Annotated in this window: 28 protein-coding genes and 1 pseudogene; 11 read left to right on the top strand and 18 right to left on the bottom strand. The window is 72.4% G+C overall.

The window, feature by feature from the left end:
- Positions 1-3 precede the first annotated feature (3 nt).
- From FLX08_RS16750 to FLX08_RS16790, 9 genes are all read right to left on the bottom strand, one after another.
- Entirely contained in the window at positions 4-1,173 is a 1,170-nt protein-coding gene (locus FLX08_RS16750) for a hypothetical protein (RefSeq protein WP_142619789.1), read from the bottom strand.
- Between the two features lie 4 nt (positions 1,174-1,177).
- Complete coding sequence (locus FLX08_RS16755; RefSeq protein WP_142619790.1) at positions 1,178-1,966, bottom strand: WecB/TagA/CpsF family glycosyltransferase; 789 nt, start codon at positions 1,964-1,966, stop codon at positions 1,178-1,180.
- Between the two features lie 114 nt (positions 1,967-2,080).
- Positions 2,081-2,938: a dTDP-4-dehydrorhamnose reductase gene (gene rfbD, locus FLX08_RS16760; protein ID WP_142619791.1), complete on the bottom strand. Its 858-nt coding sequence runs from the start codon at positions 2,936-2,938 to the stop codon at positions 2,081-2,083.
- 10 nt (positions 2,939-2,948) lie between these two features.
- Positions 2,949-3,920 (bottom strand): dTDP-glucose 4,6-dehydratase, encoded by a 972-nt coding sequence (gene rfbB, locus FLX08_RS16765; protein WP_142619792.1) that lies wholly within the window; start codon positions 3,918-3,920, stop codon positions 2,949-2,951.
- Between the two features lie 72 nt (positions 3,921-3,992).
- Entirely contained in the window at positions 3,993-5,057 is a 1,065-nt protein-coding gene (locus FLX08_RS16770) for a glucose-1-phosphate thymidylyltransferase (RefSeq protein ID WP_142619793.1), read from the bottom strand.
- Between the two features lies 1 nt (position 5,058).
- On the bottom strand, positions 5,059-6,528 hold the full coding sequence (locus FLX08_RS16775; protein ID WP_142619794.1) for a sugar transferase: 1,470 nt from the start codon (positions 6,526-6,528) through the stop codon (positions 5,059-5,061).
- 446 nt (positions 6,529-6,974) lie between these two features.
- On the bottom strand, positions 6,975-7,346 hold the full coding sequence (locus FLX08_RS16780; protein WP_142619795.1) for a hypothetical protein: 372 nt from the start codon (positions 7,344-7,346) through the stop codon (positions 6,975-6,977).
- 158 nt (positions 7,347-7,504) lie between these two features.
- The gene (locus FLX08_RS16785; RefSeq protein ID WP_142619796.1) at positions 7,505-8,119 is read right to left on the bottom strand and encodes a GntR family transcriptional regulator; all 615 of its coding nucleotides are present in this window, start codon (positions 8,117-8,119) and stop codon (positions 7,505-7,507) included.
- 9 nt (positions 8,120-8,128) lie between these two features.
- Complete coding sequence (locus FLX08_RS16790) at positions 8,129-9,202, bottom strand: EamA family transporter (protein WP_142619797.1); 1,074 nt, start codon at positions 9,200-9,202, stop codon at positions 8,129-8,131.
- A 232-nt stretch (positions 9,203-9,434) separates the two neighbouring features.
- Between FLX08_RS16790 and FLX08_RS16795 the strand changes: the two genes are divergently transcribed.
- Together FLX08_RS16795 and FLX08_RS16800 are read left to right on the top strand one after the other, a co-directional pair.
- Positions 9,435-11,501: a sensor histidine kinase gene (locus tag FLX08_RS16795; protein WP_167530453.1), complete on the top strand. Its 2,067-nt coding sequence runs from the start codon at positions 9,435-9,437 to the stop codon at positions 11,499-11,501.
- Complete coding sequence (locus FLX08_RS16800) at positions 11,498-11,851, top strand: DUF742 domain-containing protein (protein WP_142619799.1); 354 nt, start codon at positions 11,498-11,500, stop codon at positions 11,849-11,851. Before FLX08_RS16795 ends, FLX08_RS16800 begins: the two co-directional genes overlap by 4 nt.
- Before the next feature lie 4 nt (positions 11,852-11,855).
- On the opposite strand, the gene FLX08_RS16805 is transcribed toward FLX08_RS16800, so the two are convergent.
- Positions 11,856-12,260 (bottom strand): hypothetical protein, encoded by a 405-nt coding sequence (locus FLX08_RS16805; RefSeq protein ID WP_142619800.1) that lies wholly within the window; start codon positions 12,258-12,260, stop codon positions 11,856-11,858.
- A gap of 80 nt (positions 12,261-12,340) precedes the next feature.
- On the bottom strand, positions 12,341-12,775 hold the full coding sequence (locus FLX08_RS42115; RefSeq protein ID WP_244312692.1) for a hypothetical protein: 435 nt from the start codon (positions 12,773-12,775) through the stop codon (positions 12,341-12,343).
- Between the two features lie 260 nt (positions 12,776-13,035).
- Here FLX08_RS42115 and FLX08_RS16815 point away from each other — a divergent pair, with 260 nt between their 5' ends.
- Positions 13,036-13,392 carry a hypothetical protein gene (locus FLX08_RS16815; RefSeq protein WP_244312693.1) on the top strand — a complete coding sequence of 119 codons (357 nt, stop codon included), beginning with the start codon at positions 13,036-13,038 and terminating at the stop codon, positions 13,390-13,392.
- A gap of 54 nt (positions 13,393-13,446) precedes the next feature.
- Here the strand turns inward: FLX08_RS16815 and FLX08_RS16820 are convergent, their stop codons facing one another.
- From FLX08_RS16820 to FLX08_RS16830, 3 genes and pseudogenes are all read right to left on the bottom strand, one after another.
- A complete protein-coding gene (locus tag FLX08_RS16820) occupies positions 13,447-13,980 on the bottom strand; it encodes a Sua5/YciO/YrdC/YwlC family protein (RefSeq protein ID WP_142619801.1) in 534 nt (177 codons plus the stop codon).
- A 48-nt stretch (positions 13,981-14,028) separates the two neighbouring features.
- Positions 14,029-14,115, bottom strand: a pseudogene (locus FLX08_RS43395) (hypothetical protein); the annotation flags it as partial.
- 226 nt (positions 14,116-14,341) lie between these two features.
- A complete protein-coding gene (locus FLX08_RS16830; RefSeq protein WP_142619802.1) occupies positions 14,342-14,896 on the bottom strand; it encodes a TetR/AcrR family transcriptional regulator in 555 nt (184 codons plus the stop codon).
- A gap of 90 nt (positions 14,897-14,986) precedes the next feature.
- Here FLX08_RS16830 and FLX08_RS16835 point away from each other — a divergent pair, with 90 nt between their 5' ends.
- Together FLX08_RS16835 and FLX08_RS16840 are read left to right on the top strand one after the other, a co-directional pair.
- Entirely contained in the window at positions 14,987-15,448 is a 462-nt protein-coding gene (locus FLX08_RS16835; protein WP_142619803.1) for a nuclear transport factor 2 family protein, read from the top strand.
- A 40-nt stretch (positions 15,449-15,488) separates the two neighbouring features.
- Positions 15,489-16,004, top strand: coding sequence for a GNAT family N-acetyltransferase (locus tag FLX08_RS16840; RefSeq protein ID WP_208761507.1), 516 nt, complete (start codon positions 15,489-15,491; stop codon positions 16,002-16,004).
- Here FLX08_RS16840 and FLX08_RS16845 read toward each other — a convergent pair.
- Positions 16,001-16,882 (bottom strand): GNAT family N-acetyltransferase, encoded by an 882-nt coding sequence (locus FLX08_RS16845; protein WP_142619804.1) that lies wholly within the window; start codon positions 16,880-16,882, stop codon positions 16,001-16,003. The two genes, FLX08_RS16840 and FLX08_RS16845, sit on opposite strands and share 4 nt — an antisense overlap.
- A gap of 43 nt (positions 16,883-16,925) precedes the next feature.
- Complete coding sequence (locus tag FLX08_RS16850; RefSeq protein ID WP_244312694.1) at positions 16,926-17,375, bottom strand: MarR family winged helix-turn-helix transcriptional regulator; 450 nt, start codon at positions 17,373-17,375, stop codon at positions 16,926-16,928.
- Positions 17,376-17,431: 56 nt separating this feature from the next.
- On the opposite strand from FLX08_RS16850, the gene FLX08_RS16855 reads away from it, so the two are divergent.
- On the top strand, positions 17,432-18,067 hold the full coding sequence (locus tag FLX08_RS16855) for a TIGR03086 family metal-binding protein (RefSeq protein WP_142619805.1): 636 nt from the start codon (positions 17,432-17,434) through the stop codon (positions 18,065-18,067).
- On the opposite strand, the gene FLX08_RS16860 is transcribed toward FLX08_RS16855, so the two are convergent.
- Positions 18,043-19,500 carry an alpha/beta hydrolase family protein gene (locus FLX08_RS16860; protein ID WP_142619806.1) on the bottom strand — a complete coding sequence of 486 codons (1,458 nt, stop codon included), beginning with the start codon at positions 19,498-19,500 and terminating at the stop codon, positions 18,043-18,045. The two genes, FLX08_RS16855 and FLX08_RS16860, sit on opposite strands and share 25 nt — an antisense overlap.
- Before the next feature lie 79 nt (positions 19,501-19,579).
- Between FLX08_RS16860 and FLX08_RS16865 the strand changes: the two genes are divergently transcribed.
- Both FLX08_RS16865 and FLX08_RS16870 read left to right on the top strand, forming a co-directional pair.
- Positions 19,580-20,143, top strand: coding sequence for an ArsR/SmtB family transcription factor (locus FLX08_RS16865; RefSeq protein ID WP_142619807.1), 564 nt, complete (start codon positions 19,580-19,582; stop codon positions 20,141-20,143).
- Positions 20,144-20,285: 142 nt separating this feature from the next.
- On the top strand, positions 20,286-20,723 hold the full coding sequence (locus tag FLX08_RS16870) for a nuclear transport factor 2 family protein (protein ID WP_167530455.1): 438 nt from the start codon (positions 20,286-20,288) through the stop codon (positions 20,721-20,723).
- Between the two features lie 7 nt (positions 20,724-20,730).
- Here FLX08_RS16870 and FLX08_RS16875 read toward each other — a convergent pair whose 3' ends face one another.
- Positions 20,731-22,215: a nitrilase-related carbon-nitrogen hydrolase gene (locus FLX08_RS16875; protein ID WP_167530456.1), complete on the bottom strand. Its 1,485-nt coding sequence runs from the start codon at positions 22,213-22,215 to the stop codon at positions 20,731-20,733.
- A 230-nt stretch (positions 22,216-22,445) separates the two neighbouring features.
- On the opposite strand from FLX08_RS16875, the gene FLX08_RS16880 reads away from it, so the two are divergent.
- The 3 genes from FLX08_RS16880 (at position 22,446) to FLX08_RS16890 (ending at position 26,392) form a co-directional block, all read left to right on the top strand.
- Entirely contained in the window at positions 22,446-23,579 is a 1,134-nt protein-coding gene (locus tag FLX08_RS16880; protein ID WP_142619810.1) for a sensor histidine kinase, read from the top strand.
- Between the two features lie 4 nt (positions 23,580-23,583).
- Positions 23,584-24,249, top strand: a complete 666-nt coding sequence (locus FLX08_RS16885) for a response regulator (protein ID WP_142619811.1) — start codon at positions 23,584-23,586, stop codon at positions 24,247-24,249.
- A gap of 310 nt (positions 24,250-24,559) precedes the next feature.
- Complete coding sequence (locus FLX08_RS16890) at positions 24,560-26,392, top strand: glycoside hydrolase family 6 protein (protein ID WP_142619812.1); 1,833 nt, start codon at positions 24,560-24,562, stop codon at positions 26,390-26,392.
- The last annotated feature ends 6 nt before the right edge of the window (positions 26,393-26,398 follow it).

A 26,398-nucleotide genomic window follows, 5' to 3' on the forward strand; every position in this document is an offset into this window, starting at 1 on the left:
AGGTCATGACGGACGCCGGGGCTCGAACAGCCACGCGTACAGGAGCCAGCCCAGCTCGTAGGGCCGGCATTCGCGGTCGACGGCGACCGGCGGGTAGAACCGGTCGAGGGTGGCGAGCCGGGCCGCCGGACGGGTGCGCGTGGCCACCGCGCGCAGGCCGCGCACCAGCTTCTTCGGGTCCGCCCTGGCCGCCTTCCGCCAGGTGAGGCTCAGCCGCTCGTCGACGAGGGACTCGTCGGACTCGGGCCGCTCGCTCATCCAGCGCACGCCCTCGCCGATCTCGTCGAGGTAAGCGGTGCCCCCGGCGTCGGCGAGGTCGAGCAGGGCCATCGGGGCCATCGCGAGCTGGTGGACGCTGTAGACGGGATACCCCTCGACCACGGCTCCGGTGCGGGCGTCGTAGTGCCACCACCACTGACCCTCGGCGCCCTGGGCCGCGCAGATCCCCGCGGCCACCTGTTCCGCGGCCGCCAGGGCGTCGGCGTCCCCGACGGCGGCGTGCAGCCGCGCCAGCGCCTGCAGCGGATACACCTGGTCGGCGAAGCAACCGACGTGCGCCCGATACCAGGGCACGAGCGGCCCGGACGACGGACCGAGCACGTGCCGGTAGAGGCGGTCGGCGGCCAGCCCGCCGAGCAGCCGGGCCCGGGCGCGTTCCAGCCTGCCGTCCAGCTCGGTGCTCGCGCCCAGCGCCGTCCTGGCGGCGACGAGGGCGGCGAGCTCCCACGCGGCCTCGACCGTGTAGACCTGCCCGGAGGAGGCGAGCCGGTCGATCCCCGCCAGGTGCCGCAGCGCCTCCTCCAGCCCCGGATGCCCGGTCTCCGCCGCCGCCCAGCAGATCAATGCCGCGTCGCCGAGCCCGCGCACGCCGGGCAGCCGTTCGACGAGGCGCCCGGCCAGGTCGGCGGCGGTGTCGCCGGTGAGCGCGGCACGCTGCCGCTCCTCCGGGAGCGTGGCCACACCGAGTGCGACGATCGCCGAATAACGCACGCTGCGTCCCTCCGCGACGGCGTCCCACGTGCCGTCGGGCCGCCGCGCGCCCCTGCGGGTGAACACGAACTCGCCGTCCACGTAGCCGGGCGGCAGTCCGCGCACCGCCAGGTCCACCATGGCCGGCAGCAGGCCGGCCGGCGCGCCCGGGCCCAGCAGGGCGATTCTGCGGTGCTGCGTCACGTTGTCACTCCAGAGAGTCGGCGGAACTCGCGAGACGGCCGCGGTCACGAATCAGTCCCGCGGCCACGAGGAGGAGGAACCTCCCGTTGGTCTTCAGATATCGAGGGCCGAGGCGCACCGGCTCCTGCAGCAGGCGGTACAACCACTCGAACCCGAGGCGCTGCCAGGAGCGCGGCGCCCGGCGGGTGCGTCCGGACAGCACGTCGAAGGCGCCGCCCACCCCGTGCACGACCTTCGCGCCGGTGGCCCCGCCCCAGTCCCGGACGAAGATCTCCTTCTTCGGCGAGGTCATGCCGAGGAACAGCAGGTCGGCTCCCGACAGCGCGATCTCCTCCGCCACCCGCGCAGAGTCCTCGGCCGGGAAGTAGCCGTCGCGGTATCCCGCGATCCGCAGGCCGGGGAAGTCGCGCCGCACCCGCTCGACCAGCAGGGCGAGCACCTCCGGCGTGGCGCCCAGGAAGTACGGCCGGTATCCGCGCCGCTCCGCTTCGGCCAGCAGTTCGGTGAACAGGTCGATCCCGGCCACGCGTTCCGGCAGCCGGTGGCCCAGCAGGCGTGCGGCCCACACGACGGCCTGCCCGTCGGCGAGGACGAGGTCGCAGTCGAGCACCGACCGCCGCAGCTCGGGGTCCCTGCGCATGGTCACGATCTTCGCGGCGTTCACCACGCCGATGTCGAGCCGTCCGCCGCCGTCCACCGCCTCCACACAGGCGGCGACGACCTGCCGCATGGTCAGCGCGTCCAGCGTCGTGCCCAGCACCGACCGCCTCTGTGCCCGTCCCGGCGCCGTCATCGCAGGGCGGTCCTGTCCACGGCGTGCGTCACCGATCCGTCCACGAAGCCCCACCGTCCATGAATGCCGTCACGGGATGCCGTCCATGGGTTATCGCGCGGACGCCCGCGAACGTCACAACCCTCCGGAGCCGACGAGCCGGGGCCAGGCGTCGCGCAGCGCCTCGCGCCAGTCCCGCATCGGGGCCAGCCCCGCCCTCGCCCATGCCTCGTGCCCGAGGACGCCGTACGTGGGGCGCCGGGCGGGGCGGGGGAAGTCCCGGCTGCTCGTGGGCCTGACGCGATCCGGGTCGGCGCCGAGCAGGCGGAAGATCTCCCGGGCGTAGCCGTACCACGTCGTCTGTCCGGCGTTCGTCCCGTGGTAGACGCCGGGGGGCGGGCTCGCGCGCACCAGCCGCACGATCTGGGCCGCCAGGTCGGCCGCCCAGGTGGGCTGGCCGCGCTGGTCGTCCACCACGCGCACCAGGCCGCCACCGGCGGCGAGCCTGATCATCGTCTTGGCGAAGTTCGGCCCGTGCGCGCCGTACAACCAGGCGGTGCGGACGACGTAACCGCCGTACCGCAGGGCGGCCTGTTCGCCCGCCGCCTTGGTCCGCCCGTACGCGTTGACCGGGTTGACCGGCGCGTCCTCGGCGTACGGCGTCCGCGCCGTGCCGTCGAACACGTAGTCGGTCGACAGGTGGACGAGCATCGCGCCGAGGCCGGCGCACGCGGCGGCGAGCGGGCGCACGGCGTGGCCGTTGACCGCCAGCGCCTCCCACTCGCGGGTCTCCGCCTCGTCCACGGCCGTCCAGGCGGCGCAGTTCACCACGACGTCCGGTTTCCGCGTGCGGACGGCCTCCCGGACGGCCGCCGGGTCGCGCAGGTCGAGGTCGCGCCGCGACAGCGCGGCGACGTCCTCGTCCTCGCCGGCCAGCAGCGCGGTGAGTTCGGCGCCGAGCATGCCCGCGGCGCCCGTGACCAGCCATCTCATGGCGTCGCCGTCACCGGGCCCCCGCCCGCAGCGGTTTCCACCACGACGGGTTGTCGGCGTACCACCGCACGGTCGCCTCCAGGCCGTCGTCGAAGGACACCTGGGGCGCGTAGCCGAGGGCGCGCAGCTTCCGGTCGTCGAGGGAGTAGCGGCGGTCGTGCCCCTTGCGGTCCTCGACCCGTCTGACGAGGTCCGGTGAGGCGCCGATCAGGTCGAGGAGGCGCTGAGTGAGCTCCAGGTTGGTCAGCTCGGCCGTGCCGGCCACGTGGTAGACCTCCCCCGGCCGGCCCACCTCGGCGACGAGCTGGATGGCCCGGCAGTGGTCGGACACGTGGATCCAGTCGCGGACGTTCCCGCCGTCGCCGTACAGGGGGACGGGCCTGCCCTCGATCAGGTTCGTGACGAACAGGGGGATGACCTTTTCGGGGTACTGGTAGGGCCCGTAGTTGTTCCCGCACCGCGTGATGGAGACCGGCAGCCCGTGGGTGACCGCGTACGCGCGGGCGATCATGTCGCCGCCCGCCTTCGAGGCGGCGTAGGGCGAGCGCGGGGCCAGCGGGGCGTTCTCGTCCCACGATCCCGTCTCGATCGACCCGTAGACCTCGTCGGTGGAGACGTGGACGACGCGCCTCACCCCGGCGGCCAGACAGGCGTCCATGAGCGTCTGCGTGCCCAGCACGTTGGTCCGCACGAAGTCCGCCGCGCCGTCGATCGACCGGTCGACGTGGGACTCGGCCGCGAAGTGGATCACTATGTCGTGGCCCGGCACCACCTCGCCGAGCAGGCCCGCGTCGCACACGTCGCCGTGGACGAAGTCGTACCGCCCCTCCACCGGGGCGAGGTTGGCGAGGCTGCCCGCGTACGTGAGCCGGTCGAGCACCGTGACGGACGCCCCGGCGAAGGCCGGGTATCCGCCCGTGAGAAGCGTCCGGACGTAGTGGGAGCCGATGAACCCGGCGCCGCCGGTGACCAGTAACTTCACAGAAGGTCCATACCTGTCTTCGAGCTCGGACGGGAAACGGATTGAGCCGGACGGGCCGGGCGCCCGCAGGGATCAGGAACTGATCTGGACCCTGCTGTGGTCCCCGAGCACCAGCCGGTGCGCCTTCGGCGTGTCCGGCGCCGGAGTGATCTCGACGTCGTGGCCGATCAGCGAGGCCTCGATCCGCCTGACCCCCTCGATGGACGAACGGGCGAGCACGATCGAGTATTCGATCTCGCTGCCGCTGACCACGCAGTCGGCGCCGATCGACGTGAACGGGCCGACATACGAACGGTCGATGACGGTCCCCGGACCGATGACCACCGGGCCGACGATGCGCGAGCGGCGCACCGAGGCGCCGGCCTCCACCACGATGCGCCCGATGAGCTCGCAGTCCTCGGCGTGGCCGTCGACCCGGTGCTCCAGGGATTCCAGCACCAGCCGGTTCACCTCGAGCATGTCGGCGACGTTTCCGGTGTCCTTCCAGTATCCCGAGATGACCGCGGGCTCGACCTCATGGCCGGCGTCGATGAGCCACTGGATGGCGTCGGTGATCTCCAGCTCCCCCCGCCAGGACGGCTTGAGCTCCGCCACGGCGTCGTGGATCGCCGGGGTGAACAGATAGACGCCGACCAGGGCGAGGTCGCTCTTCGGCTCGCGCGGCTTCTCCTCGAGGCCGACGACCCGGCCGTCGCCGGCCAGTTCCGCGACGCCGAACTGGCGGGGATCGGACACCCGGGTGAGCATGATCTGCGCGCTCGGGCGCCGTTGCCGGAACCGTTCGACCAGGCTCTCGATGCCGCCCACGATGAAGTTGTCGCCCAGATACATGACGAAGTCGTCGTCGCCGAGGTAGTCGCGGGCGATCAGGACGGCATGCGCCAGCCCCAGCGGCGCCTCCTGCCTGAGGTAGCTCGCCTGCAGGCCGAACCGGGACCCGTCGCCCACCGCCGCCTCGATCTCGTCCTGGGTGTCGCCCACGACGATGCCGACCTCGCTGATGCCGGCCGCCGCGATCGACTCGAGACCGTAGAACAGGACGGGCTTGTTGGCCACCGGGACGAGTTGCTTCGCGCGCGTGTGGGTGATGGGCCGCAGCCGGGTGCCGGATCCGCCCGCGAGCACGAGGGCCTTCATGTCAGTAGGCCCCCCTGCCGCTGGTGACCGCGGACCACGTCTTCCACAGGATCTGCAGGTCGAGCAGGAGCGACCAGTTCTCCACGTAACGCAGGTCCAGCCGGACCGACTCCTCCCAGGACAGGTCCGATCTGCCGCTGACCTGCCACAGTCCGGTCATGCCCGGCCGTACGACGAGGCGCCGGTGCACGTCCGTGCCATACCGCTCGACCTCCGCGGGCAGTGGCGGGCGCGGCCCGACGAGCGACATCTCCCCGCGCAGCACGTTGAGGAGCTGGGGCAACTCGTCCAGCGAGTAACGACGCAGCAGCAGGCCCACACGGGTGATGCGTGGATCGTTCCGAATCTTGAACAACACGCCGTCCGATTCGTTGGACGCGGCCAGCACCGGCCTGAGCCGCTCGGCGTCCATGACCATGGTCCGGAACTTCAGCATGTGGAACTCCCGGCCGTACCGGCCGATCCGGGTCTGCCGGAACAGGGCGGGGCCGGGGCTGGTGGCGCGCACGACCGCCGCGATGGCCAGCATCGGGAAGAGCAGGACGAGCAGGGACGCGGCCGCCACGAACCTGTCGAAGCCGTTCTTGACGAGCCTCCGGGAGCCTTGGAGGTCGGGGTGCTCGACGTGCAGCAGCGGCATCCCCGCGACCGGGCGGACGCTGATGCGCGGACCCGCGACGTCCATCAGCGCGGGGGCGACGAACAGTTCGGTCCCCCGCGACTCGATCCCCCAGGCGAGGCGGCGCAGCGCGGCACCGTGGAGTTCGGGACACGCGAGGACCGCGACCGCCTCCGCGTCGACCTTGTCGACCACGGCGGGCACGTCCCGGAAGTCTCCGAGCACGGGCACGCCGTCGATGGCGGAGCGCTGCTTGCGATACTGCGTGCTCGGCACGCAGGCGGCCACCACCCGCATGCCGTGGTACGGCTGCCGCCTGAGCTGCTGCACGAGCTCGCGGATGGACTGCCGATGCCCCACCGCCACGACCGGCCGCATGTACCGGCCCTTCATGCGGAGCCGATGCAGCCGCTTGCGCATGCGGTGCCGGGTCAGCAGCGTCAGCACCGTGACGAGCGGCAGCATCGCCATGACGTAGCTGCGGGCGACGTTCGTCTGCGTGAGGTACGCCCCGATCGCGACGGCCGCGATGAGGCCCAGACCCGCCTGGGCGACCGAGCGGAACTCCTCCGTCCCCTCACCGTGGGCGCGTCCGCGGTAGCCGCCGGCGACACCCACGACCAGAGGCCAGGCGATCGTCAGGGTCGCGCCGAACACGAGGTCGTACATCGGGATGAAGGCGCCGAACCACAGCCGCGTGCACTCGACACCGGCGAGGGCGACGACGGCGCAGAGCAGATCTCCGGCCAGAAGGATCTTCGAATAGGAACCCGACGACACGCTCACCGGCAGCCGCACATGGACTTCGCGGGGTAACTCCCCCGATTCCGCCAACTCCGTTTGCGATTCCATCTCACCGCGCCTAGGTAGTCGGACCGTCCAGGTGATTGACGCCTCTGGCGTCCCAAAGGTTGACCCATGACTCACCCATTTGAGGGCGTGCCCGCACGAGGATGATGTTAGACAGCGACCGATCAGTAGGGAACGTAAGCCACCTGTCCACAATTGGTCGCAATGACCCCGCGTGAAGGACTTGACGGGAACGGTCCAATATGGCATCACCGGCCCCCGAGCATGGCATATGTCGCCACTAGAGCCGGTGCGCAACACGCCTGGACGGGTACCTCACACCGCCGGGAAGACCGGAGCGGCGGGCTCGCGTATGAGCGAATACCTACCTGCCTGCACCTCGAAAATGCTTTTTGGTCGAATCGACTCCGGAATCGGACTCGCCTTTACTCGCCGATTCAATGAAACCGGAATGAGATGCCGATTGGACGGGCCGGCGGCCAGGACTTCTAGTCGTATTCCAGGTCGGGGAGAGGGGAGGGCGGCTCCGGGCTGCGCCACACGACGACGTAGTCCGACCGCGCGCTCGCGACCGCCGTGCTCAGACGTTCGAGGTCGAAGTCGGGCAGGTAGCGCAACCGGGCCAGGAAGTTCGCGTCCGTCGCCGAGTGCGGCACCACGCACCCCTCGCCCTCACGGTCGAGAAGGACGATGAAGACGTCCTCCGGGTGGCCGGGCGGCTCCTTCTCGCCGTGGCCGCCGACGCGTACCTCGACCACGTCCTCCCAAGCGAGTGCCTCGACGCTGCCGTCGGCGTAGTGACGTGTCACGCCTTCTTCGGTGACGTACACATAGGTGTCCGGCACAGGGTTCCCGTGCATGGCCGCGATTGTGACGACTTCAAGCGGCATGGTGCAAGAGAATCGGCACCCAGGAGAGCCGTGCAAGAGAATCGGCACCCAGGAGAGCGGCGCAAGAGAATCGGCACCCAGGAGAGCGGTGCAAGGGAATCGGCACCGGGGAGAGCACGGCGGGCGAATCAGGCGTGCCGCCACCGCAGGTGCTCGCGCACCGCGCGGACGGCCGCGTCCGCCGGTCCCTCGGTGATGACGCGCAGCAGCGCGGCGTGCTCCACGGCGAGCTCTCGGGGATCCTCGTAGGCGTGCCTGAGCCCGACCAGCCCGAGGCGCGTCTCGGCGGCGAGCGTGGCGTACAGGCGCTCAAGGCGGGGGCTGCCGACGGCGGCGACGAGCGCCTCGTGCAGCGCCATGTGCTCGGCCACCACGGCCGCCCAGGGCGCGCCGGCCGGCAGGCCGGACAGGCGGTCCAGCGCCTCCTCCGCCGCCGTCACGCGGCGCCCGGCGACGGCCCGCGCCATCAGCTCCTCCAGCGGCGCGCGCACGTACATGAGGTCGGCGAGGTCGGCGGAGGTGAGCACCGGGACGTACGCGCTGCGGTTGCGCTCGCGCCGCAGCAGTCCCTCATGGACGAGCAGCGCCAGCGCCTCCCGGACGGTGGGGCGGGCCACGCCGTATCGGGCGGACAGTTCCTGCTCGGGCAGCGCGGCCCCCGGCTCGATGTCCCCGGACAGCACCCGCTCGCGCAGCGCGGCGGCGAGCGCCTCGACGGTGGAGACGGGCCTCAGGGTGGTCACGTGCCGAGCCTAGTGGGGGCTCCGGGCCGGCGCCTTCGGCGGTGCGGCGGCGTCCAAGTCGGCATCCAAGTCGGCATCCAAGTCGGCGTCCACGTCGGCGTCCGCGGTGGTGTCCACGTCGGCGTCCGCGGTGGTGTCCACGTCGGTGTCCAAGTCGGTGTCCACGGCTGTGTCCACGGCTGTGTCCACGGCTGTGTCCGGCGTACGCGCCCGGGCGGGCAGCGCCACCACGACCAGCCCGAGGGCGAGCAGCACCAGACCGGCCCACGAGACGAGGGACAGGTGCTCGCGCAGCGCCACGACGCCCAGCAGGGCCGCGACGGCCGGCTCGGCCAGCGCGAGCGTGGCCGCCGTGGCGACGGGTGTGGTGCGCAGGCCCCGGCCGTACAGGAGGTAGGCCAGCCCCGTCGTGGCGCAGCCGAGGTAGAGCGCGGTGAGCAGGCCGCCCGGGCTCGCGAGCCAGCCCGGGCCGGTCAGGGCGAGCACCGGCAGCATGAGCACGGCCGCGCCGCCGAACATGACGCCCATGACCGTCCCCGACTCCATGCCCCCGCCGATGGCCCGGGCCGCCACGACCGCGTAGAAGGCGTACAGGAGCCCGCCGAGGAGGGCGAGCGCGACGCCGCCCGCGTCCACGCCGCCCGTTCCCCGCCCGCCGGTGACGAGCACCGCGCATCCCGCGACCGCGGCGGCCGTGGCGAGCGCCCAGCGCCCGCTCGGCCGCTCGTGCCCGACGATCCAGGACAGCAGCCCGGTGAAGACCGGCCCGCTGCCGATGGCCACCACGGTGCCGACCGCCACGCCCGTCCTGCCGACGGCGGCGAAGTAGCACAACTGGTAGGCCGCGACCGCGGCGGCTCCGAAGATCAGCGACCGGCGCAGCGGCCCGCGCGCCGGAACGTTCCGGCCAGGGGCGCGGCGGTGCGCGACCAGCGCCAACGCCCCCAGCAGGGCCCCGCCGAGCACGAGCCTGGCCGCGGCCAGCGAGACGGAACCGGCGGTGGCGAGGGTGCCCACGGTGCCCGCGGTCCCCCACAGGACGGCCGCCGCCACCACGGCGAGCGGGCCCGATCGTGAGTTCATGGGAGGATTGTCTGACAACTAGACAGGCATGAGCAAGCAATTTCCCCCCGGAACGTTGAGACTGTCCCGATATGGGCTGTGGCCCAAGTCGTTAGGAACGATCCCTGGTGACGGGACTCACCGATTGCTATGGTTTCGCCACTGTTAACACATATGTAACCGACGGGCAGGTCTAATGGCTGGTCGGAAACGGTCCATCCGCTTCAAGATATTCGCGATTCTGCTGGTGCCTGTGACCGCCCTGGTGGTGATCTGGGGGTTCGCCGCCAAGCTGACCATCGAGCAGGGGCAGCAGCTCCTGCGCATTCAGAAGGTCTATGACAACGTCGTCTCTCCCGTCGCTGAAGCCATCAACGAGCTGCAGACCGAGCGGTTCGTGTCGGTGAGCTACCTCGCCTGGCGCACCTCGTCGCTGCGCACCGATCTCCAGGTGCAGCGCCGCAAGACCGACGCCGCCGCCGTCGTGCTGACCCGCCTGTCGGAGCAGGCCAGGGACGAGACGCCTCCCGCCATGTGGGACCGGGTCCAGGACCTGATCCGGCAGATGGAGCGGCTCGACGTCCTGCGCGGCCAGATCGACGACCATCGGCTCACCCGCCTCGACGCGATCGAGGAGTACAGCTTGGTCGTCGAGACGGCCCACCAGGTGTACGACCGGCTGATGATCTCCCCGGACATCGACATCATCGAGCAGGCCAAGGCGCTCATCCTGATCACCCGCAGCCGCGAGCTGGTCAGCCAGCAGTCCGCGCTCGTGCTGGGCGCGCAGGCGGCCGGGCGGATGACGCAGGACGAGCGCGACGCCTTCTCGGGCATGGTCGGCAAGCGCCGCCTGCTCTACCAGCTCGGCACGAGCCAGCTCGACGCCGGCCTGCTCAAGCAATACGGCGCGCTCAACTCCACCCCGGTCTACACGGCGTTCATCGCGCTGGAGGGCGACGTGATCGCCCGGGTGCGGCCGGGTCAGCCGCTCCCGCCGGAGGCCATCGCCTGGCCCACGACGGCCCAGGCCCTGACCCGCCAGCTCACCGAGACGACCAACGCCGCCGCCGACGCGACCGCCGCCAGCGCCGCGCCGCTGGCGCGGAGCGTGCTCTGGGACATCGGCGTCGTCGGCGGGCTCGGCCTCGCGGCCGTGCTCGCGACCGCGTTCATCTCCTTCCGGTTCGCCCGAACGGTGACCGGCGAGCTGAGCACCCTGCACCAGGCCGCGGCCGACCTGGCCGGGCGGCGGCTGCCCGACCTCGTACGGCGGCTGCGGCGCGGCGAGGACGTCGACGTGGCGGCCGTGACGCCGCCGGTGGTCCGGGCCAGCAGCACCGTCGAGGTCGAGAACCTCGGACGCGCGTTCACCTCCGTGCAGCACACCGCCATCGAGGCGGCCGTCGGCCAGGCCGAGCTGCGCAAGGGTGTCAACAAGGTCTTCCTGAACCTGGCCCGGCGCAGCCAGTCGCTGCTGCAGCGCCAGCTCGGCATGCTGGACGGCCTGGAGAAGGAGATCAACGACCCCGACCTGCTGGAACGGCTGTTCGGCGTCGACCACCTCACCACCCGCATGCGCCGCCACGCGGAGGGCCTGATCATCCTGTCCGGCGCCGTCCCCGGCCGCGGCTGGCGCAGACCGGTGCGGCTGTACGACGTGGCCCGCGCCGCCACCGAGGAGGTGGAGGACTACCTGCGGGTGGACGTGAACATGCCGCACGGCTACTCGCTCGCCGGCAGCAGCGTCACCGACGTCGTCCACCTGCTCGCCGAGCTGATCGAGAACGCCACGGTCTTCTCCCCGCCGCAGACCCGCGTGCAGGTCAGGGGGGAACTGGTCGCCCGGGGCTTCGCCATCGAGGTCGAGGACCGCGGGCTCGGCATCCCTCCGGAGGAGCTGGCGCACCTCAACGCGCGGCTCGCCGACCCGCCGGAGTTCGACCTGGCCGACAGCGACAGGCTCGGGCTGTTCGTCGTCGGGCTGCTGGCCCGGCGGCACAACATCCGCGTCTCCCTGCGCACCTCGCCGTACGGCGGGACGAGCGCCGTGCTCCTGCTCCCGCAGGAGATCGTGGTGGAGAACGACACCAGGGAGCCGGTGGTCGAGCGCCTCGCCCAGCCGGACACCCCGCCCCCCGCCCTGGCCCTCACGCCGCCGATCGGCGGCGGCGCCCAGGACTCCCTCCCCCGCCGGGTGCGGCAGGCCAGCCTGGCGCCCCAGCTCAAGCCACAGCTCAAGCCACAGCTCAAGGAGGAGCGGGGCGACCTGTACTCCTCCTTCCAGGCGGGCTGGCAACGCGGTCAGGAGGACTCGTGACCGAACACGAGGACGGGCCGCTGCTGCGCCCCTACACGCTCACCCGTGGCCGTACGCGGCCGAGCGGGCCCGACTTCGACCTGATGACCGTGATCAGGACGGCTTCCGCGGCGTACAGCGGGATCTCCGGGCTGGCCCCCGAGCACTGGCGGATCCTGCAGCTGTGCCGGGTCCCGCTTTCCGTGGCCGACCTGGCCTCGGATCTCGGCCTGTCGCTCAACGTCGTACGCATCCTGCTGAGCGACCTGCGCGACCAGGGGCTGATCACCGCGCGGCCGCAGGCCACGGTCGCCCAGCTGCCCGAGGAACGCATCCTCCGCGAGGTGATCCAGGGACTCCAGGCGCTGTGAGGCGTCAGGAGTCCTCCTCACAGGACTCGATGAGCCGCTGCACGTGCCAGCGGGCCGGTGTCGTCAGCTCGTCGACGTAGCGGTCCAGCAGGGCCGCGCACGCCGTCGCGTCGGCGGTCTCGACCGGCGGCAGGACGAGGATCTCCTCCTCGCCGTCCAGCACAAGGCCGCCCCGCACGCTGAACATCCCCTCGCCGGCCGCGACGGCGGTCTCGAACACGAGGTCGTGCCCCGGGAGCGCCAGCGCGGCGCCGAGCCGTACGACGGGCCCTGCCAGGTCGGAGACGGGCTCGGCGCGGACGTGGGGGAAGAAGTCGCGGGAGACGGACCGCCCCATCTCGCTGAACCTCGCCGCCGTTCGCATCAACGCTTTCAGGAGTTCGGCGGCGACCTGACTGTTGGCGTCCACCCCCGCAGGGTAGATCACGGAAAGTTGCGGTTTGGCCAAATATTTAGGTTGGACCGGAGATTTGGCCGGAAAGGGCGGCCTCAGCGGAAGGCGTAGCACTCCACCTCGGCCCGCCGGCGGGTCAGCCCGCCGCCCACCGACTCCTCGACACAGGCGCGTTGCGGAGCGCTGAGTTCGAGCACGCCGCAGACGCTGACCCCGGAATAGGTGCGGCAGTCGAGGGCCGGGTTGAACGCGCCCACCCTGTACTGCTCGCGCGCCTGCGTGAGGCAGCGTTGCCGGACCTCCTTCGTCTTCGCGTAGCGGCATTGGCCGATGAGGATGTCGTACTGCTCCTGGCTCACCTCCTGGCGCTTCACACCCCCTTTGGGCGGCGCGGGCGCCTGCGGTGCACTCCCGGCCCACTGGCCGGTCCTCGGGTGGCCGCCGGTTTCGGTGGCCACCGACGCGACTGCGGCGACCGTGCCGAGCATGGTCATCGCAGCGAGCAGGGCGACAGCGACGATCTTTCTCATGGCGATCCTCCCGGTCAGGAACGTACCCACGGGCGAACGGCCGCTCCCTGCGCCGCGCCGCTCCTCACATGCACGGTCGTGACCAGGCGTCACGCCCGCGCCACGGCCGCACTACACATAGTAAACAGATCATTGCCAAGTGTGACAGAAGACGATCAAGGGTAGGTGTGGCCACGGAGCCGACGGGGACGGCGTTCGCGCCATTCACACCCGATTCCCGGTTCGAAATCCGGTCATTTCCGATAAGACGGAGCTTTTACGTGCGATTTGTTCACGCAATCACGACAGGTGCGCTGGTTCTCACCGGGCTCACGGTCACCGGCACGTGCGCGAGCGCGCTGGCCGACGGGGGCCCGCAGACCGCGTCCCCAGCCGTCGTCGACGGCTACCAGATCGTGACGCTGCCCAACGCGAACGTGCCGAACTTCACCCGGCGCACCGTCTACTGCCCGCAAGGCAAGCGCGCCGTGGGCGGCGGCGGCGAGGCGCAGGGCAGCGACGCGGTCCTCGTGGGCAGCTTCCCCACCCCGGACGGCACCGGATGGATCGCCCTCGGCCGGCAGAACTACTACAACACCGTCGGCATCAGCGTCTACGCCATCTGCGCCAAGGCCTGATCATCGTGCAGGGGAGCGGGCGGCGCCCGCTCCCCTGTGTCGCTCCGTTTTTCGTCAGGGAGTGCGCAGGCGCGCCGCCGCCGGGCTCGCGGCCGGCCCGATGAAGGCGGCAGAGGCCCCGCCCAGCGCCAGGCGGGCCGGCAACGCCGTCGTCCGGCTCTGCCGCGCGGCGCGCGCGAGCCCGCCCACGGTCAGCGTCCCGTCGCACGGCCACTCGTCCGTACGCTCGCCCGACCTGTCCCACACGGCAAGCGGGCCGTCCAGGCGCGCGGCGAGCAGATACTGCAGCGGAGTGCGCGGCAGGAACACCTCCGCGTCGGGCGTCGCACGCCGTACGGCCCGGGGCAGCACCGGCTCGCGCAGCCGCACCAGCGTGGCGGGCTCGGCACGCTCGACCAGCGCGCGGATGTCCGGTGCGGTCAGGTTCGCCAGCTCCCGTGCCATCGAGACGTTCCTCACCAGCACGCGCACCGGTCCGGCCGCGCCGTCCATGCGAGCCAGCGCCCGCTCCGACGTGGCGTCGCAGACGACCTGGTCGGCGAACAGGTCGTGCACGCCGGCCACTCCCCCGGCCCGGATCGCCGCCACGGCCGCGGTCAGCGCGCCGGCGCCCGTGGCCGCCTGCCACCGGAGGGCGGGACCGCAGGCCGCGCACCCCGTCGCGACGGACGCGGACCTGCGGACGTCCGGCTCCCGGCTCTCCCGTCCGCAGTCCTCGCACAGGACGACGGACGGCGGCCCGGCCGCGGGCGGGCGGCAGTCGTCGCAGCAGACGAGCGGGGATACAGATACCTGCGGCCGGCCCGGTCGAACAGCTCACGCACGCAGGCCGCACAGAGCCCCCGCCCACTTCGCCGAGCGCCGGGGGAAGCGGAGATGACCATGGAAGCGGCACTGCCCCCGGCCTGCCCCTCTAATCACGGCCGTCACACCGATGCCGTGCGGCCCCTCAGCCGTCGGCGAGGGCGCGCAGGGCCGGGCGGAGCGTCTCGGCGATCCGTTCCGGGGACGCGTCGCGCAGGGCCGTGAGGCCGAGCAGCTGATGGGCGATCGTCACGCCCAGCATCGTGCTGACCATCAGGGCCGCCCGCAGCTCGGCGTCGCCGGCGTCGAGCGCGCCCGCCAGTTGCGCCACCTGCGCGTCGAGCCTGCCGCGCACCTCCTCGGCGGCGTCAGGATGGGTGAGCATGGAGCGCATCATCGCCACAGTCGCCTGCGGCAGCGGCCCCATCTTCATGCCGATCCTGCCCAGCAGCTCCTCGACCGGCTCCAGCTCGCCGTCGAGCGGCGGGATCGACGGGATCCGCACGGCCTGCTCGAACAGCTCCTGCTTGGACCCGAAGTACTGCATGACCAGGGCCGGATCGACCTCGGCGGCGGCCGCCACGGCCCGGATCGTGGTGCGCTGGAAGCCGCGCTCGGCGAAGATCGCGCGCGCGGCCGACAGGATGCGCTCCTCGCTGCGGCGCCGGCGCTCTGCCCGGCTCGTCGGCGTCCCCTCCACGCGTCGACTCTACCGGTGTTGACCCGATCGGCCCGTTCGCTCTACAGTCGTTGAGTCAACAACTGTTGAGCGAAGCCCCGAGCGATCGGAATGAACGAGATGCCACTCACCCCACGCGAGGTCCTGGCCCGCTATCACCGGGCGATGGCCGGCAGGTCGGCCGACGACCTCGCCGACCTCTACGCCGCCGACGCCCTGCACACGTTCCCGTTCCGGACGCCGCTGTTCCCCGCCCGCCTGGAGGGACGGGAGGCGGTCCGCGCCCTCTATCGGGCGGCGTGGGGCGCGACCCCCGTGCGGATCGCCGAAATCCACGACGTCGTCGTCCACGAGGCGGCCGACCCCGAGGTCGTCATCGGGGAGTGGGAGGGCACCGGCACGATCGAGCCGGACGGCCGGCCGTTCCGGGCCACGGGCCTGCTGACCCTGCGCGTACGGAACGGCGAGATCGTGGACGCACGCGACTACATGGACGTGTTCGGCACCTACAACGCGATGGGCCGGCTGAAGGACGTCGTGGCCGCCGCGGAGAGCGCCACGGCCACGGGCTGATCGGGGTCACCCGTCCGCGAGCGCGGCCACAATGGTGCCCATGACGATCTCGGGGACCGTGGTCCGCCGGGCGGAAGCGGCGGACGCCGCGGCCCTCGTCCGCCTGCGCGCCGTGATGCTGGAGGACATGGGGGCGGACGTCGGAGACGAGAGCGCGCCCTGGCGGGCGGCGGCCGAGGCGTGGTTCAGCCGGCGGCTGAGCGATCCGGGGGACTTCGCCGCGTTCGTGGTGGACGACCCGGAGCTCGGCGTGGTGAGCTGCGCGGCGGGCACCTGTGACTCCCACGCGCCGGGGCCGACGAACCCGAGCGGCCTGCAGGGCCACGTCTTCAACATCTGCACCGACCGGCGCCGCCGCCGGCTCGGCCTCGCCCGCGCCTGCCTCGACGCGCTGCTCGCCTGGTATCGCACCGAGACGGAGGTCCGGACGATCGACCTCAACGCCACGTCGTACGGGATCGAGCTCTATCAGTCCCTCGGGTTCGGCGCGCCCCGCTATCCGGCTCTCCAGCTGCGGCTGGGCCCGCCGCTCGGCCGCGGTTTCGCCGCTCGCTAGAGGTCGAGCCGGTAGCGCACGGTGCGGTGCGTCGGCACGTAGCCGAACGCGTCATTGATGGCCCGCATGTGCGCGTTGCCGTCGGCGGTGTCGGCGAGCAGCCCGCCGAGGTCCGGGTGGCGTTCCCGGACCAGCCGGATCATCTCGGCCTTCATCCAGCGGCCGAGGCCGCGCCCGCGGTGCTCGGGAAGGACGCCGGTGCCGTAGTGCTGGCCGTCGCCCTTGCCGTCGCCCGCGACCACCAGCTCGGTGAAGCCCATGATCGTCCCGTCGGCCTCGTCGACCGCCGCGACGGTGTGCAGGAGCTCGCCGCGCCGCGCTATCGCCTCGGCGGCGGCCCTGACCCGGGCGACGTCCCAGGGCGCCGGCCTGTAGTCGAGGCCGTCCATCGGCATGTCGTCCATGGCGCGGCGGGACGCGGCGAATGTCTCGGCCAGCTCGTCCGGGACGACGCCCTCCCAGGAGACCAGCCGATATCCCGGATGCGGTTCCGCGAGGGCCGCGGCGACGACGGCGGGGTCCACACCGGCCAGCGGCAGGCGGGTGAACGTCAGGCCCAGCGCCGGGCGGAAGCCCCGCGCGGCCAGGAACGCCTCTCCGGGGGCGCCGGCCACCGCCTCCGCGGTAACACACCGGCGGCCCTCCTCACGCGCCGCCGCCAGGGCCGCGGCGAGCAGGCGCGACCCCACCCCGGCACGGCGCTCGGCCGGATGGACGTGCAGGTCGAGCTCGGCGAGATGCTCGTGCCCGGCGGCGGTGAACAGGCGCAGGTACGCCGATCCCGCCGGTGCGCCGTCGGGCCGGGCGGCCAGCCAGGCCAGGCGGTGGCTCGATGTGCCGGTGTGCGGATCGACCAGACGGGTCAGCTGCGAAGACATGAGCGCACACCGTAGCTTTCCGCCCACTCGCCGATCAACAGGGTTAGCGGAACTCCTGCGACGGCAGGGCGGACAGGATCCGCAGCACCCGCACGAACGCCTCCCTGTCGTCGTCGGGCAGCCGGGACAGCAGCCGTTCCTCCATCCGGCGGATGCCCGCCTGGGCCGCGTCCCGCAGGCGGCGGCCCTCCGGGGTGATGGACAGGAGCCGCACGCGGCGGTCGGCCGGGTCCGGGCTGCGCTCGATCAGCCCTCTGCGCTGGAGGTCGTCCAGGACGCGGATGATGCGTGTCTTGTCCGCGCCGATCGACTCCGCCAGCGCGGCCTGCGTGCGCACGGGCCGTTCGTCGAGGCCCAGCAGCACGCCGTACGCCCACATCGACAGGCCGTGCTCCCGCAGGATCGGCGTCTCCGCGGCCATCAGCGCCCTGGTCAGGGGGATCGCCATCGCGGCGAGATCGGGGCGGTCGGGCATGCCCCACAGCTTAGACATTGACAGAAAATAAGCGTGCGCATATCGTCTGCGTGCGCTTACGATTTGGAGGAGAGATGGACATCCGGGAGCTGGACCGGCGGGCCGTGCAGGCGAGCGTCGACATCGTGGCCGAGGTGCGGCCGGGCGACCTGGCGCGCCCGACCCCCTGCGCGGGCTGGACCCTGGGCGGCCTGCTCGCGCACATGACCGCCCAGCACCTCGGCTTCGCCGCGGCGGCGGAGGGCCGCGGAGCCGACCTCGACGTGTGGCGGGAGCGGTCCGCCCCCGATCCGGTCTGGGCCTACGCCGCGGCGGCCGAGCGCGTCACCGCCGCGTTCGCGGTCGAAGGGGTGCTCGACCGCGGGTTCGTCCTCCCCGAAGTGGGGGTGGACGCGCCGTTCCCGGCCGTGCAGGCCATCGGGTTCCACTTCATCGACTATCTGGTCCACGGGTGGGACGTCGCCCGCGCACTGGGGATCGCCTACGACCCCGCGCCCGACCTCGCCGAGGCCGCCTGGCCGATCGCACTGGCGGTGCCGGACGGCGACTATCGCGAAAGGCCGGGCGCGGCGTTCGCGCCGAGCGTGCCTGCCGCTCCCGGCGCCTCCCGCTTCGACCGGATCCTCGCCCGCCTCGGCCGGACCCCCGCTCCCGCTCCCGCTCCCGCTTCTGCTCACGGTCACGATCACGGGAGCAGCAGACCCCAGTAGAGCGCCCACGGCAGGAACAGTGCGCCGCCGCCCAGCAGCAGCCCGAGACGGAGCCGCTCACCCCTGGTCCCGGCCCGCCGCCACGCCAGGACGGTCCGTACGGAGGCGGCCACGGTCGTCAGCGCCAGGGCCTGCAGGGCCAGCCAGACGACCGGGCGGCCGAGCAGCACCGGCCCCGGCGCGGCCAGCTTGCCCCCGGTCATGAGCAGATAGAACAGGAAGGCGAACGACCCGAGCACCGCCACCAGCCCGGCGGCGCTGACCACACGCGGCGCGGCCGGCGGGGCCGTACGGGCCCGCCCGCGCAGCCGCCGGACGAGGGCGGTCACCGGGTAGGCGGCGAACGCGGCGATCAGCAGCAGCATCGCGGCCAGCTGCACCGTGGCCGACTCCCACGGCGCCGGACGGTCCACCGGCACGGTGGACGACGCCTGCTCGGGCGCGGGGCCCGAGACGCTCGCCAGCGGCGGCCGCCCCGCGACGACCTCGCGGACCCAGGAGCCGACGAGGTCGGCGTACCCGGGGGCGAGGGCGGGAAGCCGGGTGACGCCGCCGTCGGGCGTGAGGTGGGCGGCGTGGTCCGCCCCCGGGAAGAACCGGAACGTGTAGTGCCGGTTGCCGCCCTTCTCCAGGGCCCGCGCGAAGATCGGCGGGGTCTCCTCCGGCGGCGTCAGCAGGTCGTGGACTCCCCAGACGGCGAGCACGGGCTGCCGCACCGCGGCGAGGGCCGGCTCGGGGTCATACCAGGGCTCGGGAAACAGGCCGCCGTCGGCGATCGCCCGATACAGGGCCGGCTCGGTCCGGTCCACCAGCGATCCCGCGACCCCCGCCTTGCGCAGGCCGGCGGCGACGGCCCAGGTCTGCTGGCGCAGTGGCGGGAGCGCGTTGGCGCCGACGACCACGACGAACGCGACGTCCCGCGATCGGGAGGCGGCGAGTGGCGCGACCCAGCCGCCCTCACTGAGCCCCCAGACACCCACCTTCGCCGGGTCCACGCCCGGCTGCGACCGCAGCGCGGCCACCGCGCCCAGCGCGTCGTCGGCGAGCGCGGAGTAGGAGCGGTGGAAGGTCGAGTAGCCCTCCGATCTCTTGTCGTAGACGAGCACGGACATGCCCGTGCGGGCGAACGCCACGGCTTCGCCCATCAGTTTGGTGCGCGGCGTGCCGGTGCCCGCCCCGTGGACGAGCACCATGCCGGGGCGCCCGGGTGCCGCCTTCGCCTGCGACAGCACGGTGCCGTGCAGGGTGAGGCCGCCGCTTCCGGCGAAACTCACGTCTCTTCCGGTCAGATCGGCGGGAACGGCGACCGCCTCCCCGATGGCGGGGGACGGCGGGGCGGCGGCAGCCGCAGTGGCGGACGGTGGACCGGCAGCCGCCGCGGGGGCCGCCGTCAGGGTGAGAGCGAGGCCGATGGCCAGAGCGATTCGACGCATATTGCCGAAGCTAGTCTGCAGAGACTTCTCGGCAAAGCGATCTCTGCAGATATCGTTCTGGAGGACTAGGGTGATCCTCATGGAGGACGAGGAGCCGTTCCTGCTCGACGATCCGGGCCGACTCAAGGCGCTGGCCCACCCCATGCGGCGGCTCATCCTGCGCCACCTCGCCATCCACGGGCCGGCGACCTCCACGACGATCGGCGAGCTGCTCGACGCGAAGACCGGCACGACCAGCTATCACCTGCGCCAGCTCGAGAAGTACGGCTTCATCGAGGAGATCCCCGAGCGTTCGGGCGGCCGGGAGCGCTGGTGGCGGAGGGCGCGGACGCCACGCGACCTGCGCGCGCCGGCCCCCGCGCAGCTCGCCCCCGAAGACCGCCCGGTGCTCGAGGAGTTCCATCGCGTCGGCTTCGAGGAGGACCGGGCGCTGCTCGAACGCTTCCCCGAGGCCTACCGGCGCGACCCCGAGTGGGCCAACGGCTCGCGCGGTCTCGGTTGGATGACCAAGGAAGAGTTCGCCGAGTTCTTCGACGCCTACATCGCGCTGCTGCTGAGGTACAGCCACCGGGCGCAGGACGCGCCGCCCGGCGCCCGGCCCCTGTACATCCGGATGTTCGCCCTCCCCGCCGACGAGTCCTGAGTCCCCCTGGACTCACGCGGCCCAGCCCGCGAGCTGGGTTATCGTGAAAATGCCGTCAATGGACGCCAATGTCCGGATTAGTCATGCCGGCACCGCGCATGCGTACCGACGGCCGCTCTCGTCAGGAGGAAGGGAACGTCCGATGTCCGAAGTGCTCCTAGCCGTGGACAGGCTGAGGCAGGCCATCAACCGTCATGACCTCGACGCCTTGGCGCAGTGCTTCGACGAGCGGGCCGTTCTGGTGTCCCCCGACGGCATCGCCGAGAGCAGGGAGGAGATCGCCTCCTATTACGGCCAGTGGCTGGAGGCGTACCCCAACATGGTGATCACTCCGCAGTCGGTGACCATGTTCGGAGACACCGTGGCGGCGGAGTTCACCATCACCGGCACCCACAAGGGGCCGCTCCTCTTCCCCGGCGGGGAGGTTCTCGAGGCGACCGGGCGGCCCGTCATCCTGCGCTCATGCAGCTTCTCCACTGTGGAGGACGGGCTGATCCTCAGTCACCGGCTCTTCTACGACCAGTTGGAGGTGGCGGCCCAGCTCGGCGGCCGTCTCTCTCTCGACGGCAACGCCCCGTAGTGCTCCGTCACGGCGCGGCGGCGCCCGCCGGACGCTCTGCGCGGGCCGTGCGCCGGACGTGGGCCGGGGACACGAGTGCGAGCAGCAGCAGGAGCGCGCAGGCCCAGGCGAACCAGTCGCCGAACCTCGTGTAGAGCGTGCCGGCCGAGCCGGCGGGCAGCGTGGCGATGACGGACACGACGGGCGCGTCCGCGCTGTGCGCCTCGGCCAGGATCCGGCCGTTGGGGTCGCTCACGACCAGGTCGCCGTCGCGCGCCGCGCGCGCCACCGTGAGCCCGTTCTCGACGCCCCGGGTGACCGCCATCCTGCCGTGCAGCCAGCGGTCCCGGTCGAAGTCCCAGGCGGGCACGAACATCGTCGTGGCGCCGCTCCTGCGGTAGTCGCGCACCAGGCCGGGCAGGTCCAGGTCGAAACAGATCGCGATCCCCCAGCGGGAGCCCGAACCGGGCACGAAGGCGTCGCGGTCCCCGGGCCGGAAGTCGCCTTCCAGCCCCGGGATGAGGTGGCGCTTGAAGTACTCCACCGGCCGGCTCCCGTCGGCGGGCACGTCGACGGCCGTGTTGCGGAGGCCGCCCGCCCCCTTGAGGACCAGCCCGGCGATGATGTCGACGTGGTGGTCCGCGGCGAGCCGCGCCAGCGGCGCCACCAGCTCGGGCAGCGTCGCGTCGTCGGCGGCGAAGACCTTTTCCGGCATGACCACGACCCGCGCGCCGCGCGCGGCGAGGTCGGGGATCCGCGCCGTGTACGTCCCGAGCAGGGCGCGTCCCTCCGCCGAGCCGACCGGGACCCAGCCGCCCCGGTCGGCGGCCAGCAGCGCCACCTTCTCCGCACCCGGCCCATCCCCGCCCCGGCCGTCCCCGTACGGCGTGCGCAGCCGCCAGGCGCCGTACCCCATCGCCAGGGCCAGGACGACCACGGCGGTCACCGTTACCCGCAGCCGCCCGGCCGCCCTCGGGGCGGACAGCGCGGCGACGGCCGCGGGAACCCCGACAAGCAGGAAGGTGATCCCCCACGGTCCGGTGACCGAGACGGTCTGCAGCACCGGCAGGACGTCGGCCTGGGTGTAGGCCAGGCTCCACCACGCCCCGTTCGGCGACAGCACCGAGACCGCGTACTCGACCACGACCCAGGCCGCCGGCACGACGGCGGCGGCCGACAGGGCACGGCCTCGCAGCATCAGGGCCCGTGACAGCAGGACGACCAGCCCGAACAGCAGCGCCGAGCCGACGAGCATCGACACGACCATCGGTGGCGGGATCCGCACCGTGCCGAGGAAGTAGCCCCACATCGCCGTCTCACCGCCGAGCCAGGCGGCCGACGCCGCGAGGAACGCGGTGCGGGCGCCGGTGCGATGAGCGAGGACGAGCACCGGCAGCGGTGCGAGCCAGGTGACCCAGGGCACCGGCGTGAGCCCGGTGCCGAAGTGGAACAGCGTCGCGGACAGCGCCGTGGCGGCGAGCGCCACCACCAGACGCCGAATGGGTGGATTCATCGAGCAGCCTCCTTCTCCAGCCGCCCCGACCCTCTGGCACCCGGCCCCGACGCACATCACCGGCGAGAGCGAACCGGGTGCAGGTCGCGGGGACCGGAACCGCTCGGAGCCTGGTGGCATCGCGTCTCACTCGAAGGAGTGAGACGATCATCGCCCGGGCGGTGGAGGCGGCCGCGGGCGCGACCCGAATACCCTTGCCGGGTTCCCTCCGACAACCTCCGGAGCCGGCCATGCGGGCGAGCATCCTCAGTCCATCGAGGGCCGACGTCGCGATCGCCGTCGTCGTCACCGTGATGACGGTGACGCCCGTGCTCGTCCCCCATCGGCAGCCGTGGTGGGCCGTGGCGCTCGCCGTGCTGATGTCGGTGCCCGTGCTGTGGCGGCGCCGCGCCGTCCTGTCCGCCGGGGCGGTCGTGGGCTGCGCCACGACGGCCTTGTCGATCGCGATGAAGTCGCTGCCGCACTCCGGGGCTCTGGTGCTGCTGCTGCCGTACGGCGTGCTGGTGTGCACCTACACGTTCGCGGCGGCGGATCTCTCCCGGGTGCGGCGCGCCGCGGGCATCGCGGGGCTCGTCGCGGGCGTGGCCGTGTCGCTCGTCGTCCCGCACGAGAACCTGGAGACCTACCGTTATCTCCTCACCGCGATCGTCGCCGCGTACGCCGTCGGCGTGGGCGCACGCGCCCGGCGGGCCGTCCGGGACGCCGAACGGGAGCGCGAGGCCCGCATCCGCGAGGAACGCGCCGCCGCCGTCGCACGCGAACGCACCCGCATCGCCCGCGACATGCACGACATCGTGACCCATTCGGTCGGCCTCATGGTGATCCAGGCGGAGACCGGCCCGCTGGTGGTGCGCGACCATCCGGAGAAGGCCGAGGCGGTCTTCGAGGCGATCGCGGCGGCCGGGCGCGACGCGATCGGCCAGCTCCGCCTGATCCTCGGCGCGCTGCGCGCGGGCGAGACACCCGGCGGCCCGGCTCCGGCGCGGGGGCCGCAGCCGGGGCTCGACGCCCTGCCCGGTCTGCTGGACAACGCCCGCCGGGCCGGCCTGGAGGTCTCCGCAGACGTACACGGCGAGCCGCGGCGCCTGCCCTCCGACGTGGACATCGCCGCATACCGGATCATCCAGGAGGCGCTGACCAACACGATCCGGCACGCTGGAGCGAGCGCCGTCCGGGTGGGGCTCCGCTGGTCCGGTGACACCCTGGACGTCGAGGTCGCCGACGACGGGCGGGGCGCGCGGGAGCCACGGGAGGGACACGGCATGATCGGGATGCGGGAGCGGGTCGCGGCGTGCGGCGGCCGCCTGGCCGTGCGGGCCGGAAACCCGGGTCTCACCGTGACCGCGACCCTGCCGATCGGCTGACGGCATGCTGCGCGTGCTCGTCGCCGACGACCAGGACCTGTTCCGCGGCGGCTTCGCGATGATCCTCGACGCCCATGACGACATCACGGTGGTCGGCGAGGCGGCCGACGGCGCCGAGGCCGTCGCGAAGGCCGTCGAGCTGGAACCCGACCTGGTGCTCATGGACATCCGCATGCCCGGCATGGACGGCGTCGAGGCCACCGGCGAGGTGTGCCGCAGGACCGGCGCGAAGGTGCTGGTGCTGACCATGTACGACGTCGACGAGTACGTCTACGACGCCCTGCGCGCCGGGGCAAGCGGCTTCCTGCTCAAGGACGTGCGGCGGGACGACCTCGTGCGCGCCGTCCGCCTGGTCGCCGGCGGGGAGTCGCTGCTGGCCCCGGCGATCACCCGGCGCCTGATCGCCGAGTTCGTCGGCCGCGGCCGCGCCCGGCCCCGGCTGCGGCAGCGGCTCGGCGAGCTGACCGACCGGGAGATGGACACGCTGCGGCTGCTCGCCCGCGGCCGGTCCAACGCCGAGATCGCCGCGGAGCTGGTGGTCACCGAGCACACGGTCAAAAGTCACGTGAGCAACCTGCTGACGAAACTCGGCCTGCGCGACCGCGCCCAGGCCGTCGTCTTCGCGTACGAGTCCGGCCTGGTGGTCGCCGGTGATCAGGAAATGCCGTGAACCGCGCGCCGTCAGAGCGTGATCGCGCCATGAATATTTCACCGAATCCGGCGGCGGGCGGCGGGTCTCGCGCGGAGTTTTCCGAGGTGCCGCGCGATCCCGGCTGATTCGGCACGGAACGGAAGATTTCCGCTTCGGCGAATCGTGTACACGAGCCGGGCCATTGCCGAATCTGGGAAGCGTCGGCCCCCATGCGCGAACCCCTGCTCGAGAACCCCTGCTCGAGAACCCCTGCTCACGAACCTCGTGCGCGCACCGGGGCGGGAGCCGGCACGCCAGAGCCGGTCACCGCACCCCTGGAGACGATCCCATGCCCTTCGGCCACCAACGGTCAGTCCGCAGAATCCTGACGGCCGCCGCGGCGGCCGTCCCCCTCGTGGCGGCGGCCCTGGCGACACCGCTCCTGGGCGCGGCGCCCGCCGAGGCCGCGGTCACCTGTCAGGTGACCTACACAAGCACCCAGTGGGGCACGAACTCGGGCGGCTTCACGGCCGGGGTCACGATCAGGAACACCGGCGAAGCCCTGACCAGCTGGAAGCTGACCTTCACCTTCCCCGGCTCACAGAAGCTCACGCAGGGCTGGTCGGCCCGGTGGACCCAGTCCGGCAACCGCGTCGTCGCCGGCAACGAGTCGTGGAACGGCGCGGTGGCGTCCGGCGGGACGTTGCAGCCCGGGTTCAACGGCTCCTGGACCGGGAGCAACCCGCCGCCGACGGACTTCGCCGTCAACGGCGTGCCCTGCCAGGTCGTCGTGCCGGGCACGTCGCCGAGCCCGTCCCCCAGCCCCAGCCCCAGCCCGAGCCCGAGCCCGTCCCCCAGTCCCAGCCCGAGCCCGAGCCCGTCCCCCAGTCCGAGTCCGAGCCCGGACGTACCGGTGGACAACCCGTTCCTCGGCGCCCAGGGGTACGTCGACCCCGCTTGGGCGGCCGACGTGGAGTCCTCCGCCACGCGGGTGGACGACGCGACCGCGCAGAAGATGCGCGGCCTGGAGCAGACGCCCACCGCGGTCTGGCTCGACCGGATCGCGGACGTCACCGGCGGCTCCGGAGTCACCCGTACGCTGAAGGACCACCTCGACACCGCCGTCGAGCAGGGGGCCGGCTACATCACGCTCGTCCTCCACAACCTGCCCGACCGCGACTGCCGGTCGCTGGTCTCCGACGCCGAGCTGCACGCGCAGGAGAACGGCCTCAACCGCTACAAGGCGGAATACGTCGACCCCATCGCCGCGCTCCTGGCCAGGCCCGAGTATCGCGACCTGCGCGTCGCGGCCGTCATCGAGCCGCATGCCCTGATCGACCTCGTCGTGGGACGCTTCAGCATCTACCCGTGTGACCAGGCGGCGGGGTCGGGCGTCTACGTGACGGGCATCCGCTACGCCCTCGACAAGCTCGCCCCCCTGCCCAACGTCTACACCTACCTCGACGCGGGCAGCGCGGGATGGGGCGGCTGGGACGAGAACTTCAGCGCGTTCACGAACCTGATCACCGACACCGTGAGCGGCACGGCGGCGGGCCTGAACAGCCTCGACGGCATCGCCACGAACGTCGCCGACTACGTCCCCCTCGTGGAGCCCTTCCTGACCGACGCGAACCAGACCGTGGCCGGCGTGCCGATCAAGCAGAGCAGGTTCATCGACTGGAACCCCTTCCTGCACGAACGGGACTACGCCCTCGCGATGCGGACCGCCCTGATCGCCAAGGGCTTCTCCAGCGCGCTCGGCGTGGTCGTCGACACCTCCCGCAACGGCTGGGGCGGGCCCGACCGGCCCACGGAGGTGAGCACCTCGCTCGACATCAACACCTTCGTGGACCAGAGCCGCATCGACCGGCGTCCGTCGCGCGGCGCGATGTGCAACCAGAAGGGCGCGGGGCTGGGGACACGGCCGATCGCCGCTCCCGCCCCCGGCGTCGACGCCTACCTGTGGATCAAACGGCCCGGCGAGTCGGACGGCGCGGGCGGGCCGATCCTGCCGGAGGACTCCGACCGGCTGCTCGACGGCACGTGCGACCCCACCGGCTCCCTCGGGCCCGTGTCGGACTCGATCCGGCCGACCGGCGCCCTCCCCAACGCGCCGCTGCCGGGCGACTGGCACCACGAGCAGTTCGTGATGCTGGTGAACAACGCCTACCCGGCGCTGTGAGCTTGC

The sequence above is a fragment of the Microbispora hainanensis genome (assembly GCF_006874475.1).
GTDB classification, from domain to species: domain Bacteria; phylum Actinomycetota; class Actinomycetes; order Streptosporangiales; family Streptosporangiaceae; genus Microbispora; species Microbispora hainanensis.